Source organism: Nitrospira sp. Kam-Ns4a (genome assembly GCF_965152595.1).
On the sequence record NZ_OZ224218.1, the window covers coordinates 2972556 to 2992795 of the forward strand.

Here is a 20240-nt window from a genome sequence, read left to right on the forward strand (position 1 = left end):
CTCCTTCAGGAACTCTCGTGGGCGGCTGCAGGATCTCCCTGTGCCGGATTTGCACGTGAGCCTCCGGCCGAATCTCATCCTTCTCCAATTCGAACAGGCTCACCTCCGAGAGAGACAGCACAAGGCTCTTGCCGCCTTTCTCGACCACAGCCTGCTTGGCCCTGAGGAGAGCGGCCTCCTTGCAGGCCGCGGGGTGATGTTCTCGTGCATCATGCACTCGCCAATCCCCTCCACCACAACTGGCTTCCTCAGATGAGGTTCAGGATCTCGAGGTTCACCGCGTCCACTTCTCGGTCCGTGTTCTCCTTCTGAACCTTATGAACTCTGTAACCAGACCGCGCAAGCACACGACGAAGGTCTTGAAAGCCCTCCGGGGCCGGGATTGGCTGGCGGACCGGATGTCCCAGATCAGACAGCCGGGCAAAGCCGGCCTCGACAGATTGCTCGTGGAGCGGGGTCGCCTGCTGGCGGAGACGATTCTGGACCTGGACCGCGTGGAGCAGGCGGGCCCGGCCTATCGCCCCAAGGCGCCGGGGTGGCACAAGTGGGAGGCCCAACTGGGCTCGGTTTGTAGCGGCGATCAAAACGTGCCAGTGATGCGTCCACGCCTGCGCAGGCCGGTGGGGGAGATCTTGCGGGCCCTCTACTAGAAACTCCAAGACCGGGGGGCCTGCTCGGAAGTGTTGTTGGGCACGGGGCTCCGGGGCCTGGCAACCCGGCGGTCTCGCGAGACGGTGGTGGAAGCGGCTCAGGCCGTGGGGGGCTCGCCCCCGGCGGTCTCGGGGCACCTGAGCGAGGGGACAACCCAGCCCCTGAAGGACTTCAACGAGCGGGCGCTGGCCGCCTGCCAGCCGGCGGCCCTGTTCCGCGATCCCATGCATCGCGGGGGCGCGGCCTGTGTCATCGCGCTCGGGCTTGACCGGGAGGGGCACCAGCGCGTCTGGGGCTGCGGCGGCCAAGGTCCTGGTGCTGGAGGTGGAGCCGTGGCTGCGCCGGCTCAATGAATCCGCCGCTGCTTCGCGGCGCGAAGCGTTCGAGGACCTCCTCCCCCTGCACCGGCTGCGGGTGCTGGCCCGGTTGCGCAAGACGCTCCACTCGACCACTCCCCTCGAGAGGTTGTTCTCGACGGTCCGGGACGGTGAAGGGCATCTCAAGCGGTCTCGGGGGTGCGTCATGGCGCAGCGCTGGGTGGCGGCCGTGTGCCTCAATGCGGAACAAGGGTTCCGGCGCGTGAACGGGTGGCAAGACCTCGCGGCGGTCATCCAGACCATTGACGCAGAACAGGCCGCCACACAGCACGAGCAGGTGGCGGCCTGACAGGCACAACCAGGAGCCACGCAGTAATTTCAACTAAAGACTTGACAACCTCCAGGATCAGTTCTTCCTCCAGCTTGAGCAGTTGCCGGCGCTCGACGATTTCGAATTTTCCCGGCGCTAGCATGAACAATTGGGTCGTCAATGCCTCCGCCATGAACTGGCCGAGGGCGGTGACGCTCCCATTGAGATCAGAGAAATCAACAATGGCGATCTTGCGCGTGCCCTTTTCGATCATGCTCTTGGTGATCTTGCCCGCCAGGTCTTTGACCCCTTCTTCCAGATCAGCGGCCGTCCAAGACGACACGTTGCCGAGCATGAACAGCGCTATAAACATCGCTGTCACTCTCTTGCTGAACATGGCTCCCACTCCTACTTCACAACAGCCAGAGCGTTCGCCACCTCTACCCCACCTCGCCTCCCCTTACCCAGGGAAGGCACTTTCTGAGCAGGCCGCCATGAGCCCGCGCCCCATCCGCACAGAGATGAACATGAGCCAGGACTTGCTGGCAGGATGGCCCGGTCTGCATCGCGAATCGCGGAGGCGAGGGCACCGCGACTTAGCGAGCCGATGCGGTCCGCCACAGGCGGACGGCGAGGACTGTTCGAGCGCCGTCTCGGACAGCCTCTGACGGGGCGAGTTCCGCAGCCGAGCAGATGCGACGCTTGGTGCGGTCGAGCCGAAGCGCCTGAGCAGGGCGGGCCGGGCCAGCCTGCCAGACGCCCTATTTTCTGAGCGGGTCATGCCTTCACCTTACTGCCGCCCGAACACCCGGTAGATCGGGATCGGCTCGCTCTTGCCCTTCACCCGAATCGGCTCAAGGGGCACCACCTCCACCGCGCCCTTGACCTCGTCGTAAGTGGTCTGGGTGATGATGATCTCGCCAGCCTTCGCGTTCTGCTCGAGCCGGCAGGCCAGGTTCACCGTATCCCCGATGACCGTGTAATCGAGAAAGTCCTTGGAGCCCAGGTTGCCGACCGTGACCTCGCCCGTATTGATGCCCATCCCGACGCCGATGGTCCGGCGGCCTTCCGCCGCCCATTTCCGGTTCAGGGCCTCGATCGCCTCCTGCATCTCCAAGGCCATGAGCACGGCTCGCAGGGCATGGTCCGGCTGCGGCTCGGGGTTGCCGAAGAAGGCCATTACCGCGTCCCCCATGAATTTGTCCAGCGTGCCGCCGTGCGTGAACAGGATCCGCGTCATCTCGGTGAAGTACTCGCCCAGCAGCCGCTGGACCTCGAGCGGCTCCATCTGCTCGGACATGCTGGTGAAGCCGCGCACGTCCGAGAAGAACACCGTCAGCCGCTCCTTGCGGCCGCTCGGGTTGGCCAGCTCGGGATTCTTGACGAGCTGGGCCACGACCCGGGCGGACACGTAGCGCCCGAACATGGCCTGGATCTCCCGCCGCTTCTGCGCCTCGAGGAACCGTTGGTGGGAGACCGCCGCGGTGTACTGCAGAGCCGCGAGCGCATAGAGCGGGACGACGTCCAGCCAGTAGCGCCACCGCCAGAACAGCAGGTAAGCGGCGAGGCCCGGCCCTAGGAGCAGGCCGAACCGGGGCGCCGTCAGGAGCAGGGAGCGGCTCCGCGTCTGAAACAGCAGGAAGCTCACGAGGCCCACAGCGACCACGAGCGCCGGGACGAGGCCCAACCAGTCCGCGCTTCGCCGGACGTACCGGCCGGAGAGGATCGTCTGGATCGCATTCGCATGGATCTCGAACCCGTCCATGCGCACGCCGCGGATCTCCCCCGGGTCACCTGCGAGGACCTGGACGCGCCGCGCCGTGTAGGGCGTCTGGTAGTAGTCGTGCAGCGTGGGCGCGGAGGCCCCAATCAGCACGATCTTGCCCCGGACGTCTTCCGGCGCGAACTCGCCCAGCGCCGCCCGCCAGAAGGGCAGGCGGGGGAAGGTGCCGGGAAGGCCGTGGAACGCGATGCGCATCCGGCCGTCGCGCACTGGGACCCGCAGCGGGCCAATTCGCACCTCCGATGGATCGTCCAGGTCAAGCTCGTGGGCGCTGTCGGGATCCACGTAGAGCCGGGCGACCTCCAGCCCCATGGCCAGAAACGGCTCACCCGGGAGCCCTTCGGAGAGATCCAGGCTGATCAGGGGGACGTGGCGAAGGACCCCGTCGCGGTCCAGCTCGACGTTGATGCTGGCCTCGCCCAGCTCGGCTCGGCTGAACAGCGGCAGGGGGATGTTGTGGCTCCTCTCGCCGATGTAGCGCGCCAGGATCACGTTGCCGGCCTCCGCGATCGCTTCGGCGAGCGCAGCGTCCTCTTCAGGGTCGCGCTCTCCCGCGAAGACGATGTCGAAGGCGATCAGCGTGGCCCCGGCCTGCGCGAGGCGGCGCGTCGCCTCCGCATAGAAGGCACGGCTGATCCCCTTGGCCTGCACGCCCAGGCGCGCCTCCGATTCCTCGTCAATCCGGACCAGAAGGACGGGGGTCGCCAGCGGCTCCGCCGGGAGCCACGCGTATCGCAGATCGTAGGACCACAGCTCCAGCCACTCGAAGGTCCCCAGCAGGTAAAGGGCGAGCACCAGGGCCGTGACGCCGCCGCTCAAGAGCGCTCGCTGGACCGGCTCCCGCCCGAGCCACGTGCGGACGACGCTCCCGCCGTCCACGGATCACTCCGTCCGGGTCTGGCCCGGCACACGGCCTGGGGTCACGGAGGAAGCCCGGCCGAGACCGGCCAGGAGCGACTCGTCCGGCACTTGGCCTTTGATGCCGCCGATCAACGGGTCCGTGACGATCACCACGCGTGATTTCCGGAGCGCCGCGGCCAGCCGGGGATCCTCCCGGATCCTCTTTGCGTCCTCGCTGCTGATCATGACGTTGGCCGCGAGCGGGCCGGATTGGCCCGAGCCCTTGATCTTAAGCGGCCTCCGCCCCTCCCGCGGCGGCGCCGGCGCCCCCTGCACCGGCCGCACGACCAGGACCGCGTCCCCGAACAGCGAGGACAAGTTGGCCTCCGGAGGAGCCGTCCTGTACTGCGCCATTCCCTCCTTTTGCGCGAACCCGCGGTCCACATGTTGGGGTCCGTAGACGATGTTTCCCTCGGGATCGAGGATGGCGGGCAGGCAGGCCGGCTTGACGCCCAGCCCGCGCGCGTCAATGACCAGTCCGGTCGCCCCCTCCTCGCCCGGCGCGTTGGGGCCGACCTCCTGTGGACGGATTCCCTTCTCGTCGAGAAACGGCGTGATGAGCGAGTCCACTCCGTACAAGGGCACCTTGACAGTCACCTCCACGGCGCCGTCCGGCTGATAGTCGGTCTTCGCCACCTGCGCCCCGCGCACGAACCCGCTCACCTGCGTCCTGATCACGTCGCTCTTGACGATGAAATTCTCGACCAGGGACACGGAGTCCACCCGGACACCCTTGACGACCTCGAGCAGGTTCCGGAGCGCGACAGCCTGGGCGGCGCGCTCGGCCATGGCCTTGGCCTGGCCGGGGGTGGCGTTGGGCGGCGGCGCGCCCAGGCCCGTGGCCTTGACCCAGCCGGTGGACCAGTTGATGGTCCCGCTCCCGACAGGCTCGACCGCGTCGCTCAGGGCGACCGCCTGACCGTCGGCGGGCACACCGGAACTCACCAGGGAGGCCAGGCACAACGACGCCGCGAGCAGCGGCCCCGTCCATCCCGACCGGCTTCGTTCGGTTTGTCCTGGGTCCACGGCTCCTCCTTCGCGGCGCAGGCTAGTCCACCACCACCACGACACGGGCCTTCTCCAGGAACCCCAGGTGTTCCTTCGTCCCGTGCAGGATCTGCGCGTCGCTGTTTTTGATGACCAGATCCGTCCGATTCGGCCCATCGGCCTTGACAGCCTTGACCAGCAACGGCCGGTTCGTCACGCGCGGGTTCCCCTGCGCGGCCATCACGTCTTTGAGGTAGCCCACCATCCCCTGCTCGACCGCGTACTGCCGTCCGACGAACCCGGCCCCGTACACCTCCCGCCCGTCCTCGTTGCGGATTTTCGGCGCCATCGCGGGACGGACGCCGGTGCCCCGGGCATCCACGATCAGGCCCGTATAGACCGGACCGGAAGGAGCTTGGTCTGGGACCACGGGGAGCGGCGCCCCGCCGCCTGTCTCCCTGGGCAGCAGCGTGTTGGCGAGGTCGCCGTTCAGCCGGACTCCCACCAGCACCTCGACCGAGCCGTCGGGGTTGACCTGCTCGCGCAGGACCTGCGCGCCGCGCACAAACCCTTCGACGCGGGTCTTGATGACGTCGCTGGTCACGATAAAATTCTCGACCAAGGTCGCCGAGTCCACGCGCACGCCCTTGATCATCTCCAGCAAGTTCCGCGTGGCCACGATGTAGGCCGCGCGCTTCGCCATGGCCCGGGCCTGGGCGGGATTGACCGCGTTCGGCGGGGGCGCGCCCAGCCCGGTGGCCGTGATCACCCCCTGGGTCCAGTCCACGTTGACGTTCGTGCCCAGGGGCTCGATGACGTCGCCGACCCGCCCGGCGAGCTGCGCCGACGCGGCGCCGACGCACAGCACGATCCCCGCGAGCGCCCAGCCCGCGCCCCGCCCTCTCCGCATCCCGCTCATCGCCTGCCCCCCTTCTCCGTGCCCTCGGTGCCGTCAGCGCCGCACCAGGTCCTCGTAGAGCGCCCGCCGCTCCGTCACCCGCTTGAGATAGTTCCGCGTCTCCGCCGGCGTCCGCTCGCTCAGCAGCGCGAACACCTGCGGCTCGGAGAGATCCTGGATTCGGACTCGCTTGAGGATCTTGTCCCGGATGTTCCCCGGCCCCCAGTTGTAGGCGCACACGACCACGTATAGTTGCTTCTCCCCAGGCGGCAGGTCGGCGAACAGCTTCGTCATGAGCATCCACAGATAGGCGGCGCCCAGCTCGATGTTATGCGCCGGATCGGTGAGGTAGTCCGGATCGAGGACGCGGTCCTGGCCGTAGAGGATGTTGTAGGCGTCCCGGGCAGCGGCCCGGGGCACGAGCTGCATCAACCCGTAGGCCGGCGCCGGCGACTGGGCCTTGGGATTGAAGTAAGACTCCGTTTGGATGACCGCGAACACGAGCCGCGGGTCCAGCTTGTGGCGCCGGGCCTCCCGCAACACGAGATCGCCGTATTGGCGCGCCCGCTTCTGCAGGTGGTCGGGGACCAGCTTGACCCTGGCCGTCACCTTGGCCCGCTCCACACCGTCGGGCGAGTGCATCGGCTTTCGATCCACTTCGAGGGCGGGCAGGACCTCCCGCTGGACAAAGGCCTCCCGGTTCTGCTTTGTGACCGGCTGACCGGCCCCGTTGAGCACTTGCCCGTCCAGGACGGCCTTGCCCTGGACGCCGGGCTGGGCGAGCACCCGGTCGAGCTGCTCGGCCACGGCCCCCTGCGCCGCGAGCGGAATCTTCTGCTGCCCCAGCTCGGACAGCGGGACCAGCGTGGTGACCTCCAGGGTGCCCTCTTCAAAATTGACGATGCTCCGGGTCTCGTAGGACGGGGAGTAGTCCACCCACTCCTTCTTCGTGGACCGGACGGCCTCCCCCCAACGACGCTCGATCTCCTGCTTCTGGCGCTGCCACCGGGCCTCCACCTCGCGTTCCATCCGGGCCCACTCCGCCTCCATGGCCGCGCGGAGGTCCCGGAAGCGCGCGCCCATGCTGTCCAGGGCCGCGGCCCCCTCGCGTTGCCGCTGCTCGAACCGCTGCTGGATTTCCTCAAGAGGATCGCCGGCCAGGACCGCCGGCGCCCCCGGCCCGGCGACTGTCCCCGCGCAGACCGCCAGCCACACAACGAGGGGTGGAGCTCGCCGCTGAATCCCCATGCTCACCTCACCGGTGCGGGCCCCCGGTCGACACGCTCACGGTCGCCGCCGCCGACAGCACGCCGTCGCGAGAGTAGGAGGACGCCTCATGCTAGGCGAGTTTCGGAGAAAACACAACCCCTTTGGAGTACGCCGAACGGCGTACGTACATCCATCCAGTGAGGCCGCTGGGCCGGTCGTTCCGGGTCGAGCGGAGGGACGAGAGGAAGGAGCGCCGAGCGGCGCAGGGTCGGGCGTTACGGGCGCGGGGCGGCGGGGCTGGACTGCTGCAGGGCATCGAGATCCCCCTCGAGGACCTTCGCGTCGCCCTCCCGCCCTTGCGCGCGCGAGAGCGCCAGCGCGCGCTGGAGCTCGACGAGGGCCCGCCCCGTGTCCCCGATGGCTCGGTAGGTCCAGTAGGCACGCTGCGCGTACCCGAAGGCGGCCTCCTGGTCGTTCTGCTTCTCGGCGACGCGAGCCAGGTTAGCCAGATCGCCCGCGATCGCGGCCCGGTTCTCAACCGCCTTGTCGAGCGCCAGCGCCTCGTCGTAGCGGGCCCGCGCCTCGTCGAGGTGCCCCGCCTCCTCCGCCAGCAGCCCGAGGTTCGCCAGGTTGGCGGCTTGGCCCCGGCGGTTCTCGAGGACCTGGTTGAGGGCCAGCGCGGCCCGAAACGACGCCGCGGCCTCCTGCGTCCGGCCGGCTTCCTTCGCCAGCAACCCGACGTTGTTGAGCAGGGCCGCCTCGCTGTGCCGGTCCCGCTCCGCCTGCGCGAGCGCGAGGGCCTCCCGGTAGAGCGACGCCGCTTCGTCCCGATTCCCCGCGAGCTGCACCGCGGTGCCGAGATGGGCCAACGACTCCACGATCAGGTCCGACCGCCGGAGATCCCTAGCGAGCGCCAGCGCGCGACGGTGGAACGCGACCGCGGTGCCCACGGCACGCTCCTGCGCGGCGGCGCCGCCGAGATCGTTGAGGGCCTGCACGAGTCCCGGGAGATCGTCGAGGCTCTCCGCCAGCCGCCGGGCCTCCTCGAACGCCTCCTTGGCCCGGTCGCGCTCCCCACGCTCCAGGAGCCGTTGGCCCTGGAGGTGCAGCGCGCGCACCTTCGCGGCCAGGGGCGGCGCCTCCTCGCGCGGCCCGTTGGCGCACGCCAGCACCACGGCCAGCAGCGCGAGCGCGAGCCAGCCGGCTGTTCCCCGGACGGACCTCACCGCAACCCCGCCTCTCCCCTGAGGCTCAGCAGCCCGTTGGCGGGCCCCGCCTCGGCCGGCAGCTCTCCCTTCTTGACCATCGCGCTCACCGGAAACGTCTTCTTGGCTCCGCGCACGATCGCGCTCACGTCCTCCAGCGTGGTGTGCGCGGTCTGGACGATCCCCGGCATCTCCTTCGTCATGCCCTTGACGGCTTCGGTCGTAGCCCTGATGTTGTTCACGGCTTCCTGCGCCGAATCCGCGATGGCCGGGAGCTTGCTTGTCGTCTTCCGCACGTCACCTAGAGCCACGTCCACCACGGTCAGGGTCTTCTTCACATTCTGCGTGATCTCCGGCAGGCCGGCCGCCGTCTTCTCTATCATGACCGCAGTGCGCTGGGCGGACTCTACGAGCATGGGCAGCTCGCGGCTCGCCCGTTCCACAGTGGCGAGCATCCGGTGGCCGGTCTGCACCATGCCCTGCACGTCCTTCGTGATCTCCTCGACGCGCAGGACCGTCCGTTGGACCGACTCCAGCACCGGCTTCACCTCCCGGTCGTATTCGCCCTTGAGGTCCTGGAGCATCGCCAGGTAGTCCGTCGGTTCCTGGACCTTGATGAACGACCCGTCGGCCAGCGGCCGCTGGCCCTTGCCCATGGAGATCTCGACCTGGGTCGCCCCCGCCACCAGCATGCTCTTGGTCAGCGTCGCGACCGAGTCCTCCTTGACCATCCCGTGGTAGCGCGCGAGCAGCTCGACCGTCGCGTCCACCGTCCCCTCGGGGGTGAACTCCACGGTCAAGACCTTGCCGATCGGGATCCCCGACATCAGCACCGGGGCACCCGGCTCGAGGCCGTAGGAGTTCTTGAGGCTCGTATGGAGGACGAATTTCTCCTCGAACAGGTGCGCCGACTTGGCCATGAAGATTCCGACGATCGCCAGCCCGAGCAGCGGGACGAGCACGAAGGCCCCAACGATCTGCGCGATCCGGCCCGAGGATAACCGATGGGAGTAATGCATCTTCATCGCAACACCTCATCGCCTGGGTTGAGAGTCTTCGACGCGGACAGGACCGGCTCCAGGTACGGCCGCATCTCGGCGTCGGCGCCGGCCAGGAGGGCCGCATAGGCGCCCGCCCGGAGGACCCGGCCCGCGCGGACGAAGGCCACGCGATCGGCCTGCTCGAGCAAAGGGGAATACCCGTGCAGGGTCGCCAGGATCGTGACAGGCCGGGCCCGCCGCAGCTCTGCCAGCAGGCGGCCCAGCGTGGTCGCCATGGTGGCGTCCAACCCCTCCGTCGGCCCATCCAGGAGCAGCAGGTCCGGCTCCATGACGAGCGCCCGCGCGAGCGCCGCGCCGCGCACCTCGCCCTGGTTCAGCTCGGCGGGAAAGCGGTTCCGCACGGCCGCCAGCCCCAGCGGCTCCAGCCAGGCCATCACGAGGGGTTCCAGCGCCTCTTGCTCGAGGCCACGGTGATACCGAAGCGGCAGCGCCACGTTGTTGAACACGGTCAGGTTGCTCAGGAGCCCCGGCTGCTGGAGCACGACGCCCACGCGCAGCCGGAACTCGTCCCGCTCTTCCTCGGTCAGCTCGGCGAGATCCCGGTCCAGCACCCGCACCGTGCCCGCGTCCGGCTCGACGAGTCCGGCGCACAGCTTGAGGATCAGGCTCTTCCCCGAGCGGTTCGGCCCGACCAGGGCCACGAACTGCCCCGCTTCGGCCGACAGCGTGAAGTCGGCCCGGAGAGCCTCCTGCTCCATCACCACGGACACGCCGGACAGCTCGATCGCGGCCATCAAAAGTAGGCGGTGACCGTCACGAGAATGTCCAGGATCAGACAGATCGTGACAGAGTTGATCATGGCTTTCGTGGTCTGCTGCGGCACTTCCGTGTAGGACGCCCGGACCGAGAGGCCGTGATGACAGCAGATGGCCGCCACCGCCGTGCCGAAGAGCGCGCCCTTGGTCACGGTGACGGCCAGATCCGTGAGCGAGAGCGAGCGCGTGATCGCCTGCGCGAAGACCTCGAACGGAACCGTCAGCTTGGCCTTGGCCACCACGAAGCCACCGAGCACGGCGACGGCGTCGAAGTACAGGGTCAGGCAGATCATGGACAGGATCATGCCTACCAGGCGCGGCATGACGATGAAGCGCAGGACCCGGATCCCCATCAGCTCGAGCGCCGTGACCTCGTGGCCGACCCGCATGTACCCGAGCTCGGTCGTGATCGCCGTGCCCGAGCGCCCCACGACGATCACGGCGGTCACGAGCGGCCCCAACTCTCGGATGACGACGACCACGATGATCGTGCCGATGAGGCTCCCGGCGCCGACTTTCGGCAACTGCGTGCCGGCTTGGGTGATGATGATGAAGCCGAGCATCAGCGCGATCACGCTGACCACCGGGAGCGCATCCACGCCCGTGAAGAGGATCTGGCGGGTGATAACGCGGAAGGATTCCCCGCGCCCCTGCCGACCCGCGGAGAGCAGCTCGCGCAGCGAGCCGTAGACGAGGGTGGCCAGGTCGGCTAGGTAGCCGTACGCATCCAGGACCCTCTGGCCGACCGCCGTGAGCATCGCTGGGCCGCCTCGTCCGCGCGGCGACGCGCGCGACTCCTCGCCGAGCAGAGCAGGAAACTCGGACCGATTCTAGGGGAATCGGTCCGGCAAAGCAATGAAACCGCGGCGGGCGACGCCCGGTGCCGCTCGGTCTGGCCCTCGACTCCCTTGTCCGGTAGCCGGCCGGGGCGTACCATGGGGAGCCATGCCCTTTCCGCGTCACTGCCTCGCGCTCGTCCTCCTGCTGACCGCAGCGGGAGCCCCGCCCTTCGCGGGATCGCCCTCATTCGGCAGGGCGGCGGAGAGCGTGCCTCCCGACGCAGCCGTCACGGAGGAGGGCATGGAGGCGGAGTTCCGCAAGGCCCGTGAAGCCCTGCGCGCCTCCCCCGAGTTCAAGGGCGACGACGCCGAGACCCGCTTCCGGCTCGGCGCGGCGCTCCACCACCGAGGAGATCTGACCGGGGCGATCGAGGAGTTTCGCGCGGCCATCCGGCTGAAGCCGGAGTACGTGGAAGCCTACCGCGAGCTCGGCGTCGTCCTGATGGACCGGCACGACTGGGCGAGCGCGGTCGAAGCCCTGCGGGCCACGGTTCGGCTGCGGCCGAGCGACGCGGAGGCCTTCTACTGGCTGGGGCGCTCGCTGATGGCGCACGGGGACTGGGCCGACGCGGCCGCGGCGCTCCGCACAGCCACGCACTTGAAGCCGGACGATGCGGAAGCCTACGCCGACCTCGGGCTGGTCCGCATGGTGCAGGGCGACCCAGCCGGCGCGGCCGAGGCCCTCCGGCTCGCCGTGCAGCTCAAGCCGGACAACGCGGACGCCCACCACCTGCTGGAGACGGTCTTGGCATACCAGCAGGACCCCGACCGGGTCGCGCGCGCCGCCCGCCGGATCCTCGATTCCCTGTTCGCGCGGGAGTAGCGTCCAAGGCGGAGCTATCAATGGGCCCATGGTCAGTAGTAGGACGAGTGACGACTACCGAGTGACGGCCCCTTTCACGGCACCCAGTCCGGCGGAGTGTCGCTGGACGAGAGCATGACAGCCTGCACGTCCACGCGCTGGCCCTCGGGCTGCTGGTAGGTGCGAAAGAACAGCATCTGGTTGTCCCGCAGTTCGATCCAGTCAATGAAGGCCCAGCCAGGCGTCGCGGGCACCGGGCCGATCACGCAGGTCTTGGCGCAGAGATGGACCCGCTGACCTTCCGACTGCCCGGCGCCGTACACCCAGACCGCGTAGCGACCACCGGGGAGCCGCGCCTTCGCGGTGAGCGGTGCCATGCCCGGAACGGGCTGGCGGATGGACACGACGCGGTCGGCCTGGGCGCGCGGCACGCCGCACCGGGTCGCGGTGGCGTAGACCCAATAGGAGTATTCGCCCGAGGCGGCCGAGCACTCCCCGTCGGAGGACTCCATGCCGCCTTTCCAGTCCGAAGCCCGGAGGATCTGCCCGATGGGCGACTCCTGCGAGACGTGAGCCCGTTCCGGTTGCGGCGCGCCGGCGAGCATACCGAGCGCCAGCAGCGAGATGACGCAGGTCAAGAGAAGGACCCGGTCGGGCCCGCGACGGGGCGGCACGTTCAACGGAGCCAGTCTCACGAGCACCAACGAGAAGTGGGATTGGACCTTCCCTTTTTACCCACTGGTTCCGCTGACGGTCAACCCGCCCTGCCGTTCGCCTGGGTCGCAGCCTGTTTCGGTTCGGGCTCGACCCGCCGACCGGGTTTCTGCCGGTGTTGGGCGCCCCCCTGGCGCCCGCGTCGCCCGCCCGCACTGGCTGTGTCAGCTTCTGACTGCGGAAGCGGGAAGCCCCATTGCCTGTAGCCCTAGCGCGTATGATTTGGGAACTCTTTCCATAGGGCCCCCATGGCCTTGTTGGTGCAATGGGGCTGTGCTATGCCACGACACGGCACAGCGAAGGGAGCGTCAGCTCGCAGGATCGGAACCAGACGGGGCAAGCCCTTCGCTCTCATCGAGCAGTGCCTGCAACTCGGCGATGGCCTCCAAATTGCGCGGCAGGGCGCCCGCTTGACCGCGATGAGCCGTCTCAAGTCCAGGCACCGGCACGTCACGTCGAACAGCGTGAGCTCGACGGTATCGCGCCGGAGGTCCTCGTAGCTTCCGCCGCCAGGGATTTCGCCAAACAGATCAAGCGCGCCGAGATCCGTGGTCAAGGTGAAGTTGAGGCCGCGTCGAATCGTCTCGGCGTCGAGACGGAACGGCAGGCCGGGAGGGCACCGCGCAGGTAGGGATGAGAGGGGCCGAGGCAGGCAGCCAGACGCACGATATTGTCTGGAGTGCGCCGACAGACGATGTTCAGATCCTACGTCAGCCTGGCTGATCCGTGCGCCGTCGCCGCGGCCCCACCGATCAGGAGGAGCTCCACGTTGTGCTGGGCGAGGGGTCGGATCAGGGAGGCAAAATCGGTCATCGCCTGGCGTCTTGGCCAGCCTGGCGGAGCTCGGCGGCAAACCGCTGCAACTCCATGAGCTTCAGAAACCGCTCTTCGACCGTCAGTTTCAGATTTTCGCGGAGCAGCGTCCGGTCAATGTCGCGCTTGTAGGCTTCGATGACCGGATCGAGTGGCAGGCCGCCCGGCACCGGCTTCGTCTCCCGACAGCGATCCTTCCTCGGCATGGGCCCCTCGCCTGACGCGCCGAACGCTAGCACGCCCTCCGTGAAACATCAACGCTGGAGGAGGCCAGGGCTCCATCGTCCTTGCAGGTCCGCAGGCTCACTCTAGGCGGCGAACCGTGAGGAGCAGCCGGCGCAGGATCATGCGGGGGTCGGGCTCGCTCATATCCGCTGGATGGTCGTGCTTCACAGCGGATCGGGCAATCGCAGTCTCTCTTTACTCTCGTGGGACAATTCGTATACATAAGCAGCCGGGACGCAGACCTTCTGGACACCAGCCATCAGGGACGGCTCATGCAACAGGTCCTCACCATCGCGGGCTCCGACTCTGGCGGAGGCGCCGGCATCCAGGCGGACCTCAAGGCCATGGCCGCCAACGGCGTGTACGGGATGTCGGTGATCACCTCGATCACGGCCCAGAACACCAAGGGCGTGACGGCGGTCCATGACCTGCCCGTCTCCGTGATCGAGGCGCAGCTCGACGCGATCTTCGACGATTTCGACGTGGCGGCGGTCAAGACCGGCATGCTCTCCACGGCCGAGATCGTGGCGGCGGTCGCCCGGAAGCTGAAGCAGTACGGGGTCTCGACCCTGGTGGTGGATCCGGTGATGGTCGCGAAGAGCGGGCAGGCCCTGCTGCGGGACGACGCGATCGAGCGGGTCAAGGCCGACCTGATCCCGCTCGCATTGCTCGTGACGCCCAACGTCCACGAGGCCGAGCGGCTGGCCGGCAGCCCGATCGCCTCGCTCGCGGATGCCCGCCAGGCCGCCAAGGCCATCCACAAGCTGGGCTGTCGTCACGTCCTCATCAAGGGCGGGCACCTGCTCGCAGAGCACGGGACCGATCTGCTCTACGATGGGCGGTTCTTCACCCTGTACAAGGGCGAGTTTATCGACACCCCCCACACCCACGGCACGGGCTGCACCTACGCCTCGGCGATCGCGGCCCAGCTTGCCAAGGGCAAGCCCCTACCCGACGCCGTCCAGGCCGCCAAGCGCTACATCACCGAGGCGATCCGGCATCACCTCGCGATCGGCCACGGCCGGGGCCCCACCCACCACTTCTACTTTCTCATGGACTGAGGGGACGACGGTGCTCAAGGCCTGCCGCCCGCCGCTGTTCCTCATAACGGGATTCTTCTGGCTGGTGCTTGCCTCGCTGGCGGGGCTCGCGCTCTTCCTCGGGCCGGTCCTCGGGAAGCCCCTGCCCCCCTGGCTCCGGCTCCTGCACGCGCACGCCGCGTTGGTCGGCGGGGTCGCCCAGATGATCCTCGGCGCGCTGCTGGCCTTCATCCCGCCACTGCTGCTCACCGGCCGGGACCGGGTGCCCTCGCATCCGGTGCTCTACCTCGTCATCAACGCGGGCGCCGTCGGCCTCCTGGTCGGCTTCGCCCTCGGACAGAACACCGTGGTCGCCGCCGCGGGGGCCTTGGTCCCGCTCGCGTTCCTCTCGGTCGCCGGCGACGCGATGCGGCAGGCGCGGGCCAGCCTGAACTCGCCCCCGCTCAACCTGTGGTTCTACGGGGTCGCGCTCCTCCTGCTCTTCGGCGGGCTTGGCGCGGGCGAAGGCATGGCCGGGCGGCTCTTCCCGGCGGAGACGTACGGGCGGGCCCGCCTCGCCCACATTCACCTCAACCTCCTCGGCTTCGTGACGTTGACGATCATTGGCACGATGCACAACCTCTTTCCCACGGTGCTGCAGGCCCCACTCCACAGCCCGCGCCTGGCGCGCCTGACGTTCTTCATCCTACCAGCCGGCATCCTGGTCCTCGTCGGGGGGTTCCTGCTCGGCGACGTGGCCATCGAGATCGCGGGGGGCGCCGCCATCTTCGTCGGCGCACTGCTGTACACGTACAACATCCTCCGCACCTGGCTCGACGCCGGACGCCCCACAGGCGCGGCATCGGACCACCTCCTCATCGCGACCTTCTTCCTGGTTGTCGGGATCGGGACCGGCCTACTGGTCGGCGTGAACTACCTCTGGAACCCGCCAGCCGTGCCGTTCGGTGCCCTGCATCTTATGGCCTACACGCACCTCACCCTGGTGGGGTTCATCTTCCAGACCGTCGTCGGCGCGCTGACCCACCTCCTGCCAATCATGCTCGCGGTCGCCCGCGTCGCCAGCACCAAGAAGCGCGGCGCCTACCTGGCCGAGTTGACCGGGATCATGGAACAGTGGCGCCCGGTCCAGGTCTGGACGCTCAGCTTTGGCACACTGGGCCTCGCCGTCGTCGCGGCGCTGGTCTGGCACTTCCCTTTGCTGTCCACCGAGATCCTCGTCGCCAGCCTGGCGAGCGGTGGGCTGCTCCTGGCGGGAATCGGGCTGGCGACGGGCAAGGTCCTGCTGGCAATGCTGCACCGGCCTCCCGTCTGAACGACGCGCTCGGGCCAGGCCCTTCGCCCCGATCCGGCTCTCCCTCACAGCCCGCCGTTCTGTTAGAATGCCGCCATGGAGCGGGCCATGCACTTTACCGATCCTGATGGTCGCCGCGTCGCAGGCCTGATCGAGACGCCACCCGACGCCAGCGACCGGATCGCCGTCCTCTGTCACGGATTCCTCTCTAACAAGAACAGCATGACCAACCGCACCTTGACCGCGCTGCTGAGCGAACGCAGGATCGCCACCTTGCGCTTCGACTTCTTCGGGCAGGGTGAGAGCGAGGGGCCGTTCGAGGAGATCACGGTGGCGCGGGCGCTGGGCCAGACACTGGCCGCCCTGGACCTCGTCGCCGACAAGGGCTATCGCCGCATCGGGCTCGTCGGCTCCAGTTTCGGCGGACTCGTGGCGATCCTGGCGGCCGCCCGCTGGCCAGCGAACGGCCGCCGGCTCGCCTGTCTGGCGCTCAAGTGCCCGGTGCCCGACTTTCCCGAGATGCTCGAGCAGGAGTTCGCACAGCAGGGCCTGGCGGAGTGGAAGGCGACCGACACGATTCCCGACGTCACGGGGAAGCTGGGTCGGCTGCGGTTGCGGTACCGCTTTTACGAGGATTGTGTCCGTCACGTGGCCTACGAGCCGGCCAGGGCGATCACGGCGCCAACCTTGATTGTCCAGGGCGATCGGGACGAGTACGTGCCGCTCCACCAGAGCCGGCGGCTCCTCGAGGCGCTCCGGGCGGAGAAGCGCCTGGAGATCCTGCCGGGCGCGGACCACGGGTTTACGAAGCCGGAGGACTTCCGGACGATGACGACGCTGGTGACCGACTGGCTGACCGCGCACCTCGGCGGCGGAGCAGCCTAAACAGGGAGCGCCTTCATGCCCGAGACCAACGGCCTGAAAGAGGAAGAGAAGCTGCAGGTCCTGAAGATCCTCTATCCCTGGTACAAGGAGGAGGTCTTCCGCCGGCGGGAGCAGATGATGCGGCTCACGGCTTTCGCGAGCGCGTTCCTGGTCTTGCTGCTCGTGACCATGCTCGCGGTGCCGACCTCGCCCGCCCGGGTCAAGTCCGATCTCACGGTGGCGATCTTCGCGATCACCGGCGTGGCGCTCTTCTCCGCCGTCTTCGCCTACCTGATCCTCCAGCAGCGCGAGCGCCACCGGATGGCCAAGCAGGCGCTGATCGAGATCGAGCGGCTGTTGGGGCTTTACGACCCGGACCTCTACCTGCTGGGCAAGTCCTTGTACCCGGAGGAGTGGCAGACCGTATGGCGGACTGACCGAAGCGTCACGATCTATCTCACGATCCTCGCCGCCCTGACCGTCCTCGTGATCGCCGCCGTCCTCTTAAGACCGTGACACGGGACGGGGACGCGGGACAGAGCCTCAGCCGCCGTCCCGCGTCACGCGTCACCTGTCACCCGTCACCGTTTTTGCGCAGCGGAACCCCGTATAGCTGTTCCGCGTGTTCGGCGGGAGCTTGAAGCGGCCGTAGGTCAGCAGATACTTCGGCAGCTCGGACCAGGAACCGCCCCGCAGCACCTTCAATTGGCCCTGCTCAGGGCCAGGGGGGTTGCGCGCCGGGCTCCGTTCGTAATAGCCCGCGTCATACCAGTCCTGCACCCATTCCCAGACATTGCCGGCCATCTGGAAAAGGCCGTAGGGGCTCTGCCCCCGCTCGTAGTGGTGCACGGGCATGAGCACCTGGCTGTAGCTGAAGCGGGCGCCGAGCGCGAAATTCGCCAGCTCCGGCGTCGGCGGCTGGTTGCCCCAGGGGTAGTGGCGCTCGTCCGTACCCCGCGCCGCCTTCTCCCACTCGGCTTCCGTCGGCAACCGCTTGCCCGCCCAGCGGCAGTAGGCCTCCGCGTCCTCCCAGTCCACCCCGATCACCGGCCGGTCGCCGTGGATGGCCAGGTCCACCGCTTCCCACAGCCAGGGCGGCTGCCGCCCCGTCGCCGCGAGGAACCGCGCATAGCGCGCCGTCGTGACCTCGTAGCGGTCCAGGGCAAAGGTATCGAGCCAGACCCGGTGGCGGGGCCGCTCGTCCTCGAGCCCCAGTGGGCCATCCACCCCCATCCAGAACTCGCCCGCCGGCACGGTCGCCATCGGCGTCTCGTCGCCCGCCCCGGCTGGCGCCTCCTGCGCGTCCTTCTGGAGCTGGCGGAGCTTGCCGAGCTGGGCGTCGCCCTCCACACCCCAGCACGCCATAACCAGCACGACGAGACCCAGGAAGACAGCCGCTCGCCCCGCGTGCATCGCTCGGCGTTCCGCAGGCATCGTTTCAATAGATCCGTCCGCCGACGACCCAGTGGCGGTCGTCCGGGACGTCAATCAGGAGGCGGGTCAGGTGCATCTCCGCCAACTGGGCGGCCACCTCGTCCTCGGTGAAGGCGGCCAGGAGCGAGTTGTAGAAATCGCGGCGGAGGAGGGGGGATTCGCCGGCAGCGTACCGGTCCACGATCGCCTGGGCGGTTTCCGGCGACTCCGGCCGCAGCAGATCCATCACGAGCACGCAGCCGCCGGGCTTCACGAGCCTCCGGAGCACGTGCCAGAACTGATAGGGATTCGGCAGGTGATGGAGCAGGCTGTTCGAGATCGCCGCGTCGGCCGGTTCGGATGGGGCGAACTGCTGCACGCGCTCGCACCGAAGCGCGACGCGGTCGGTCAGGCCGGCGGCCCGCACCGCCTCCTCGGCGAGCCGGATCATGGCCGGCGAGGCATCCACGCCGGTGAGCGAGCAGCCGGCCCACTCGCGCGCGAACCGGATCGTAATGTCCGCTGGCCCGCAGCCGAGGTCCAGCACGTGGCCGCCGTCGAAATCGGGAAAGTACTCGTGGAAGCGCGCCACGAACCCCCGGTTCTCCTCCTCGAAATCGGCCCTCGCGTAGGCCAGCGCCTGCTCGGGATCGTCCATCAGCTCAGGCTCCAGCCTCCGTTCCATGCGCGCCCCTCGTCCCGCCTCAACCAGACTCTTCCCTTTACGGCGCACGCCTCATGTCTTACGCTTCTTCGATGATCACCGGATCGCCAGGCCGGACGGCCCCTTCAGCCAGGACCCGCGCATAGAGCCGGCTCCACCCCGGACGATGCTTCTGCGAGATGCGCTTGAAGTTCCCCTGTCGGAACCAGCGGGCATTGAGCGAACAGGGGGCCGTGTAGCTCGTGATCTCCAGCCGGACCGCCTCCCCGATCCGCAGCCGGCTACCCGGTTTGAGCCTCGCCCACTCTAGCCCGGCCAGGGTGAGGTTCTCGCCGGCTGAGCCGGGTCCGATCGGGTGACCTTCCCGCTGAAGGGCTTCGATCAGCTCCAGCGAATAGAGGCAGACAGCCCGGTCCGGCCCGCCGTGGACCGCGCGGCTGCGCTGGCGGTCGCCCTGGATTCCCTCCACCGTGACCTGTGCTTCGGGGACCGGCCGCTTCGGCACGCCGCCATCGGAGACATTGATCTGGTATAGACGCGGGCCGGTCCCGCGCGCCGGCCAGGTTGTCATCGTCAGCGCCAGCCACCCCTCCCGCTCATGCCGCTCCTGGACCATCATGCCTGCCTCGGCGAAGGCTGGGACGAGGTCCGCAGCATCTTCGTCCAGGATGCCGGACAGGAGCAGGATCCCGTTTGGGGTCAGGGCTTGCGCCAACAGGGCGGCCGACTCCAGCAAGGTCCGTCGGTCCAGGTTCGCCACGATCAGATCGGCCCGCACCCCCTGGCTCACCGCGTCCTTAAGAGTCTGGACTCGCAGCTCCAACGCCGGGCCGCATCCACTCAGCGCTGCGTTCTCGCGCGCGCAGGCGATCGCGACAGGATCGGAGTCGAGGCCCAGGACCGACGCCGCGCCCAGCCGGAGCGCGGCCATCGCCAGGACGCCGCTGCCGGTCCCGACGTCCAGCACCCGCTCCCCGCCGCGCACAAGCACCTCCAGCCGTTCGACGAGGAGCTGCGTCGTCGCATGGTGGCCGCTCCCGAAAGCCTGCTTGGGATCAATCACCAGCTCGATGTCGCCGGGCAGGAGCAGGGCCGCGTGCCAGGAGGGGCGGACCACGACGCGCCGGCCGATCCGAATGGGCGTGACCTGGCTGGCCCAGACGGTATTCCAATCCTGATCGGCCAGCGGCGTCGCCAGGACGGTCGCCTGCTCGGGCACCTGGCCGAGTCGCCTGAGCGCTGCCTGTACCGCGGACAGCAGCTCCGGCCGCCAGCGGTCGGCCGGCCAGTATAGCCGGATCACGCCGTGGTCCTGCCAGCCGCCAGCCGCGTCCGGGGCGTCCAGAAGCCCCAGCAGCTCGGCCGCGTCCACCGGCGCCTCGATCCGAACCTCGATCCAGCCCTCAGGCATCGTGCCCCGCCACACGGTAGCCCGGTATCATAGCAGGCTGGACGCCCGGCTGCACGGGCTCCGCGGCGGGCGTTCCTTGACTAACCGA

The 20240-nt window shown here is 68.5% G+C and carries 22 protein-coding genes; 8 read left to right on the plus strand and 14 right to left on the minus strand.

Translation table 11 applies throughout. The features are described 5' to 3' along the window. The first annotated feature begins 359 nt into the window (after positions 1–359). From ACWHYQ_RS14800 to ACWHYQ_RS14810, 3 genes are read left to right on the plus strand one after another with little or no spacing between them, the layout of a single operon-like run. On the plus strand, positions 360–650 hold the full coding sequence (locus tag ACWHYQ_RS14800) for a hypothetical protein (RefSeq protein ID WP_447972885.1): 291 nt from the start codon (positions 360–362) through the stop codon (positions 648–650). Positions 651–686: 36 nt separating this feature from the next. After that, complete coding sequence (locus tag ACWHYQ_RS14805) at positions 687–1004, plus strand: hypothetical protein (protein ID WP_447972886.1); 318 nt, start codon at positions 687–689, stop codon at positions 1002–1004. Then, positions 967–1317, plus strand: coding sequence for a hypothetical protein (locus ACWHYQ_RS14810; RefSeq protein ID WP_447972887.1), 351 nt, complete (start codon positions 967–969; stop codon positions 1315–1317). The genes ACWHYQ_RS14805 and ACWHYQ_RS14810 overlap by 38 nt, the downstream gene beginning before the upstream one ends. Here the strand turns inward: ACWHYQ_RS14810 and ACWHYQ_RS14815 are convergent. The 9 genes from ACWHYQ_RS14815 to ACWHYQ_RS14855 form a co-directional block, all read right to left on the minus strand. Then, the gene (locus ACWHYQ_RS14815; RefSeq protein WP_447972888.1) at positions 1259–1675 is read right to left on the minus strand and encodes a hypothetical protein; all 417 of its coding nucleotides are present in this window, start codon (positions 1673–1675) and stop codon (positions 1259–1261) included. The two genes, ACWHYQ_RS14810 and ACWHYQ_RS14815, sit on opposite strands and share 59 nt — an antisense overlap. A gap of 393 nt (positions 1676–2068) precedes the next feature. Then, positions 2069–3940 (minus strand): CHASE2 domain-containing protein, encoded by a 1872-nt coding sequence (locus ACWHYQ_RS14820; protein WP_447972889.1) that lies wholly within the window; start codon positions 3938–3940, stop codon positions 2069–2071. 3 nt (positions 3941–3943) lie between these two features. Next, complete coding sequence (locus ACWHYQ_RS14825) at positions 3944–4987, minus strand: LPP20 family lipoprotein (RefSeq protein ID WP_447972890.1); 1044 nt, start codon at positions 4985–4987, stop codon at positions 3944–3946. 22 nt (positions 4988–5009) lie between these two features. Beyond that, the gene (locus ACWHYQ_RS14830) at positions 5010–5858 is read right to left on the minus strand and encodes an LPP20 family lipoprotein (protein WP_447972891.1); all 849 of its coding nucleotides are present in this window, start codon (positions 5856–5858) and stop codon (positions 5010–5012) included. A gap of 42 nt (positions 5859–5900) precedes the next feature. Continuing rightward, a complete protein-coding gene (locus ACWHYQ_RS14835; RefSeq protein WP_447972892.1) occupies positions 5901–7094 on the minus strand; it encodes a murein transglycosylase domain-containing protein in 1194 nt (397 codons plus the stop codon). Positions 7095–7330: 236 nt separating this feature from the next. Beyond that, entirely contained in the window at positions 7331–8281 is a 951-nt protein-coding gene (locus ACWHYQ_RS14840; protein WP_447972893.1) for a tetratricopeptide repeat protein, read from the minus strand. Continuing rightward, positions 8278–9285, minus strand: coding sequence for an MlaD family protein (locus ACWHYQ_RS14845; protein ID WP_447972894.1), 1008 nt, complete (start codon positions 9283–9285; stop codon positions 8278–8280). Before ACWHYQ_RS14845 ends, ACWHYQ_RS14840 begins: the two co-directional genes overlap by 4 nt. Then, positions 9282–10055 (minus strand): ABC transporter ATP-binding protein, encoded by a 774-nt coding sequence (locus ACWHYQ_RS14850; RefSeq protein WP_447972895.1) that lies wholly within the window; start codon positions 10053–10055, stop codon positions 9282–9284. The genes ACWHYQ_RS14845 and ACWHYQ_RS14850 overlap by 4 nt, the downstream gene beginning before the upstream one ends. Then, complete coding sequence (locus ACWHYQ_RS14855) at positions 10055–10834, minus strand: ABC transporter permease (protein WP_447972896.1); 780 nt, start codon at positions 10832–10834, stop codon at positions 10055–10057. Before ACWHYQ_RS14855 ends, ACWHYQ_RS14850 begins: the two co-directional genes overlap by 1 nt. 187 nt (positions 10835–11021) lie before the next feature. On the opposite strand from ACWHYQ_RS14855, the gene ACWHYQ_RS14860 reads away from it, so the two are divergent. Further along, entirely contained in the window at positions 11022–11738 is a 717-nt protein-coding gene (locus ACWHYQ_RS14860; protein WP_447972897.1) for a tetratricopeptide repeat protein, read from the plus strand. 74 nt (positions 11739–11812) lie between these two features. On the opposite strand, the gene ACWHYQ_RS14865 is transcribed toward ACWHYQ_RS14860, so the two are convergent. Next, on the minus strand, positions 11813–12412 hold the full coding sequence (locus ACWHYQ_RS14865; RefSeq protein WP_447972898.1) for a hypothetical protein: 600 nt from the start codon (positions 12410–12412) through the stop codon (positions 11813–11815). Positions 12413–13240: 828 nt separating this feature from the next. Beyond that, a complete protein-coding gene (locus ACWHYQ_RS14870) occupies positions 13241–13450 on the minus strand; it encodes a hypothetical protein (protein ID WP_447972899.1) in 210 nt (69 codons plus the stop codon). Positions 13451–13741: 291 nt separating this feature from the next. Here ACWHYQ_RS14870 and thiD point away from each other — a divergent pair, with 291 nt between their 5' ends. From thiD to ACWHYQ_RS14890, 4 genes are all read left to right on the plus strand, one after another. Next, positions 13742–14530 carry a bifunctional hydroxymethylpyrimidine kinase/phosphomethylpyrimidine kinase gene (thiD, locus tag ACWHYQ_RS14875; RefSeq protein WP_447972900.1) on the plus strand — a complete coding sequence of 263 codons (789 nt, stop codon included), beginning with the start codon at positions 13742–13744 and terminating at the stop codon, positions 14528–14530. A gap of 10 nt (positions 14531–14540) precedes the next feature. After that, on the plus strand, positions 14541–15821 hold the full coding sequence (locus tag ACWHYQ_RS14880; RefSeq protein WP_447972901.1) for a hypothetical protein: 1281 nt from the start codon (positions 14541–14543) through the stop codon (positions 15819–15821). A 75-nt stretch (positions 15822–15896) separates the two neighbouring features. Next, positions 15897–16685: an alpha/beta hydrolase family protein gene (locus ACWHYQ_RS14885; RefSeq protein WP_447972902.1), complete on the plus strand. Its 789-nt coding sequence runs from the start codon at positions 15897–15899 to the stop codon at positions 16683–16685. A 15-nt stretch (positions 16686–16700) separates the two neighbouring features. Beyond that, entirely contained in the window at positions 16701–17180 is a 480-nt protein-coding gene (locus ACWHYQ_RS14890; RefSeq protein ID WP_447972903.1) for a hypothetical protein, read from the plus strand. Positions 17181–17231: 51 nt separating this feature from the next. Here ACWHYQ_RS14890 and ACWHYQ_RS14895 read toward each other — a convergent pair whose 3' ends face one another. The 3 genes from ACWHYQ_RS14895 to ACWHYQ_RS14905 are packed head-to-tail and all read right to left on the minus strand — an operon-like array spanning position 17232 to position 20152. After that, positions 17232–18077 carry a formylglycine-generating enzyme family protein gene (locus ACWHYQ_RS14895; protein WP_447972904.1) on the minus strand — a complete coding sequence of 282 codons (846 nt, stop codon included), beginning with the start codon at positions 18075–18077 and terminating at the stop codon, positions 17232–17234. A 25-nt stretch (positions 18078–18102) separates the two neighbouring features. Beyond that, positions 18103–18762 carry a class I SAM-dependent methyltransferase gene (locus ACWHYQ_RS14900; RefSeq protein WP_447972905.1) on the minus strand — a complete coding sequence of 220 codons (660 nt, stop codon included), beginning with the start codon at positions 18760–18762 and terminating at the stop codon, positions 18103–18105. A 58-nt stretch (positions 18763–18820) separates the two neighbouring features. Continuing rightward, on the minus strand, positions 18821–20152 hold the full coding sequence (locus tag ACWHYQ_RS14905) for a 50S ribosomal protein L11 methyltransferase (RefSeq protein ID WP_447972906.1): 1332 nt from the start codon (positions 20150–20152) through the stop codon (positions 18821–18823). Positions 20153–20240: the final 88 nt, after the last annotated feature.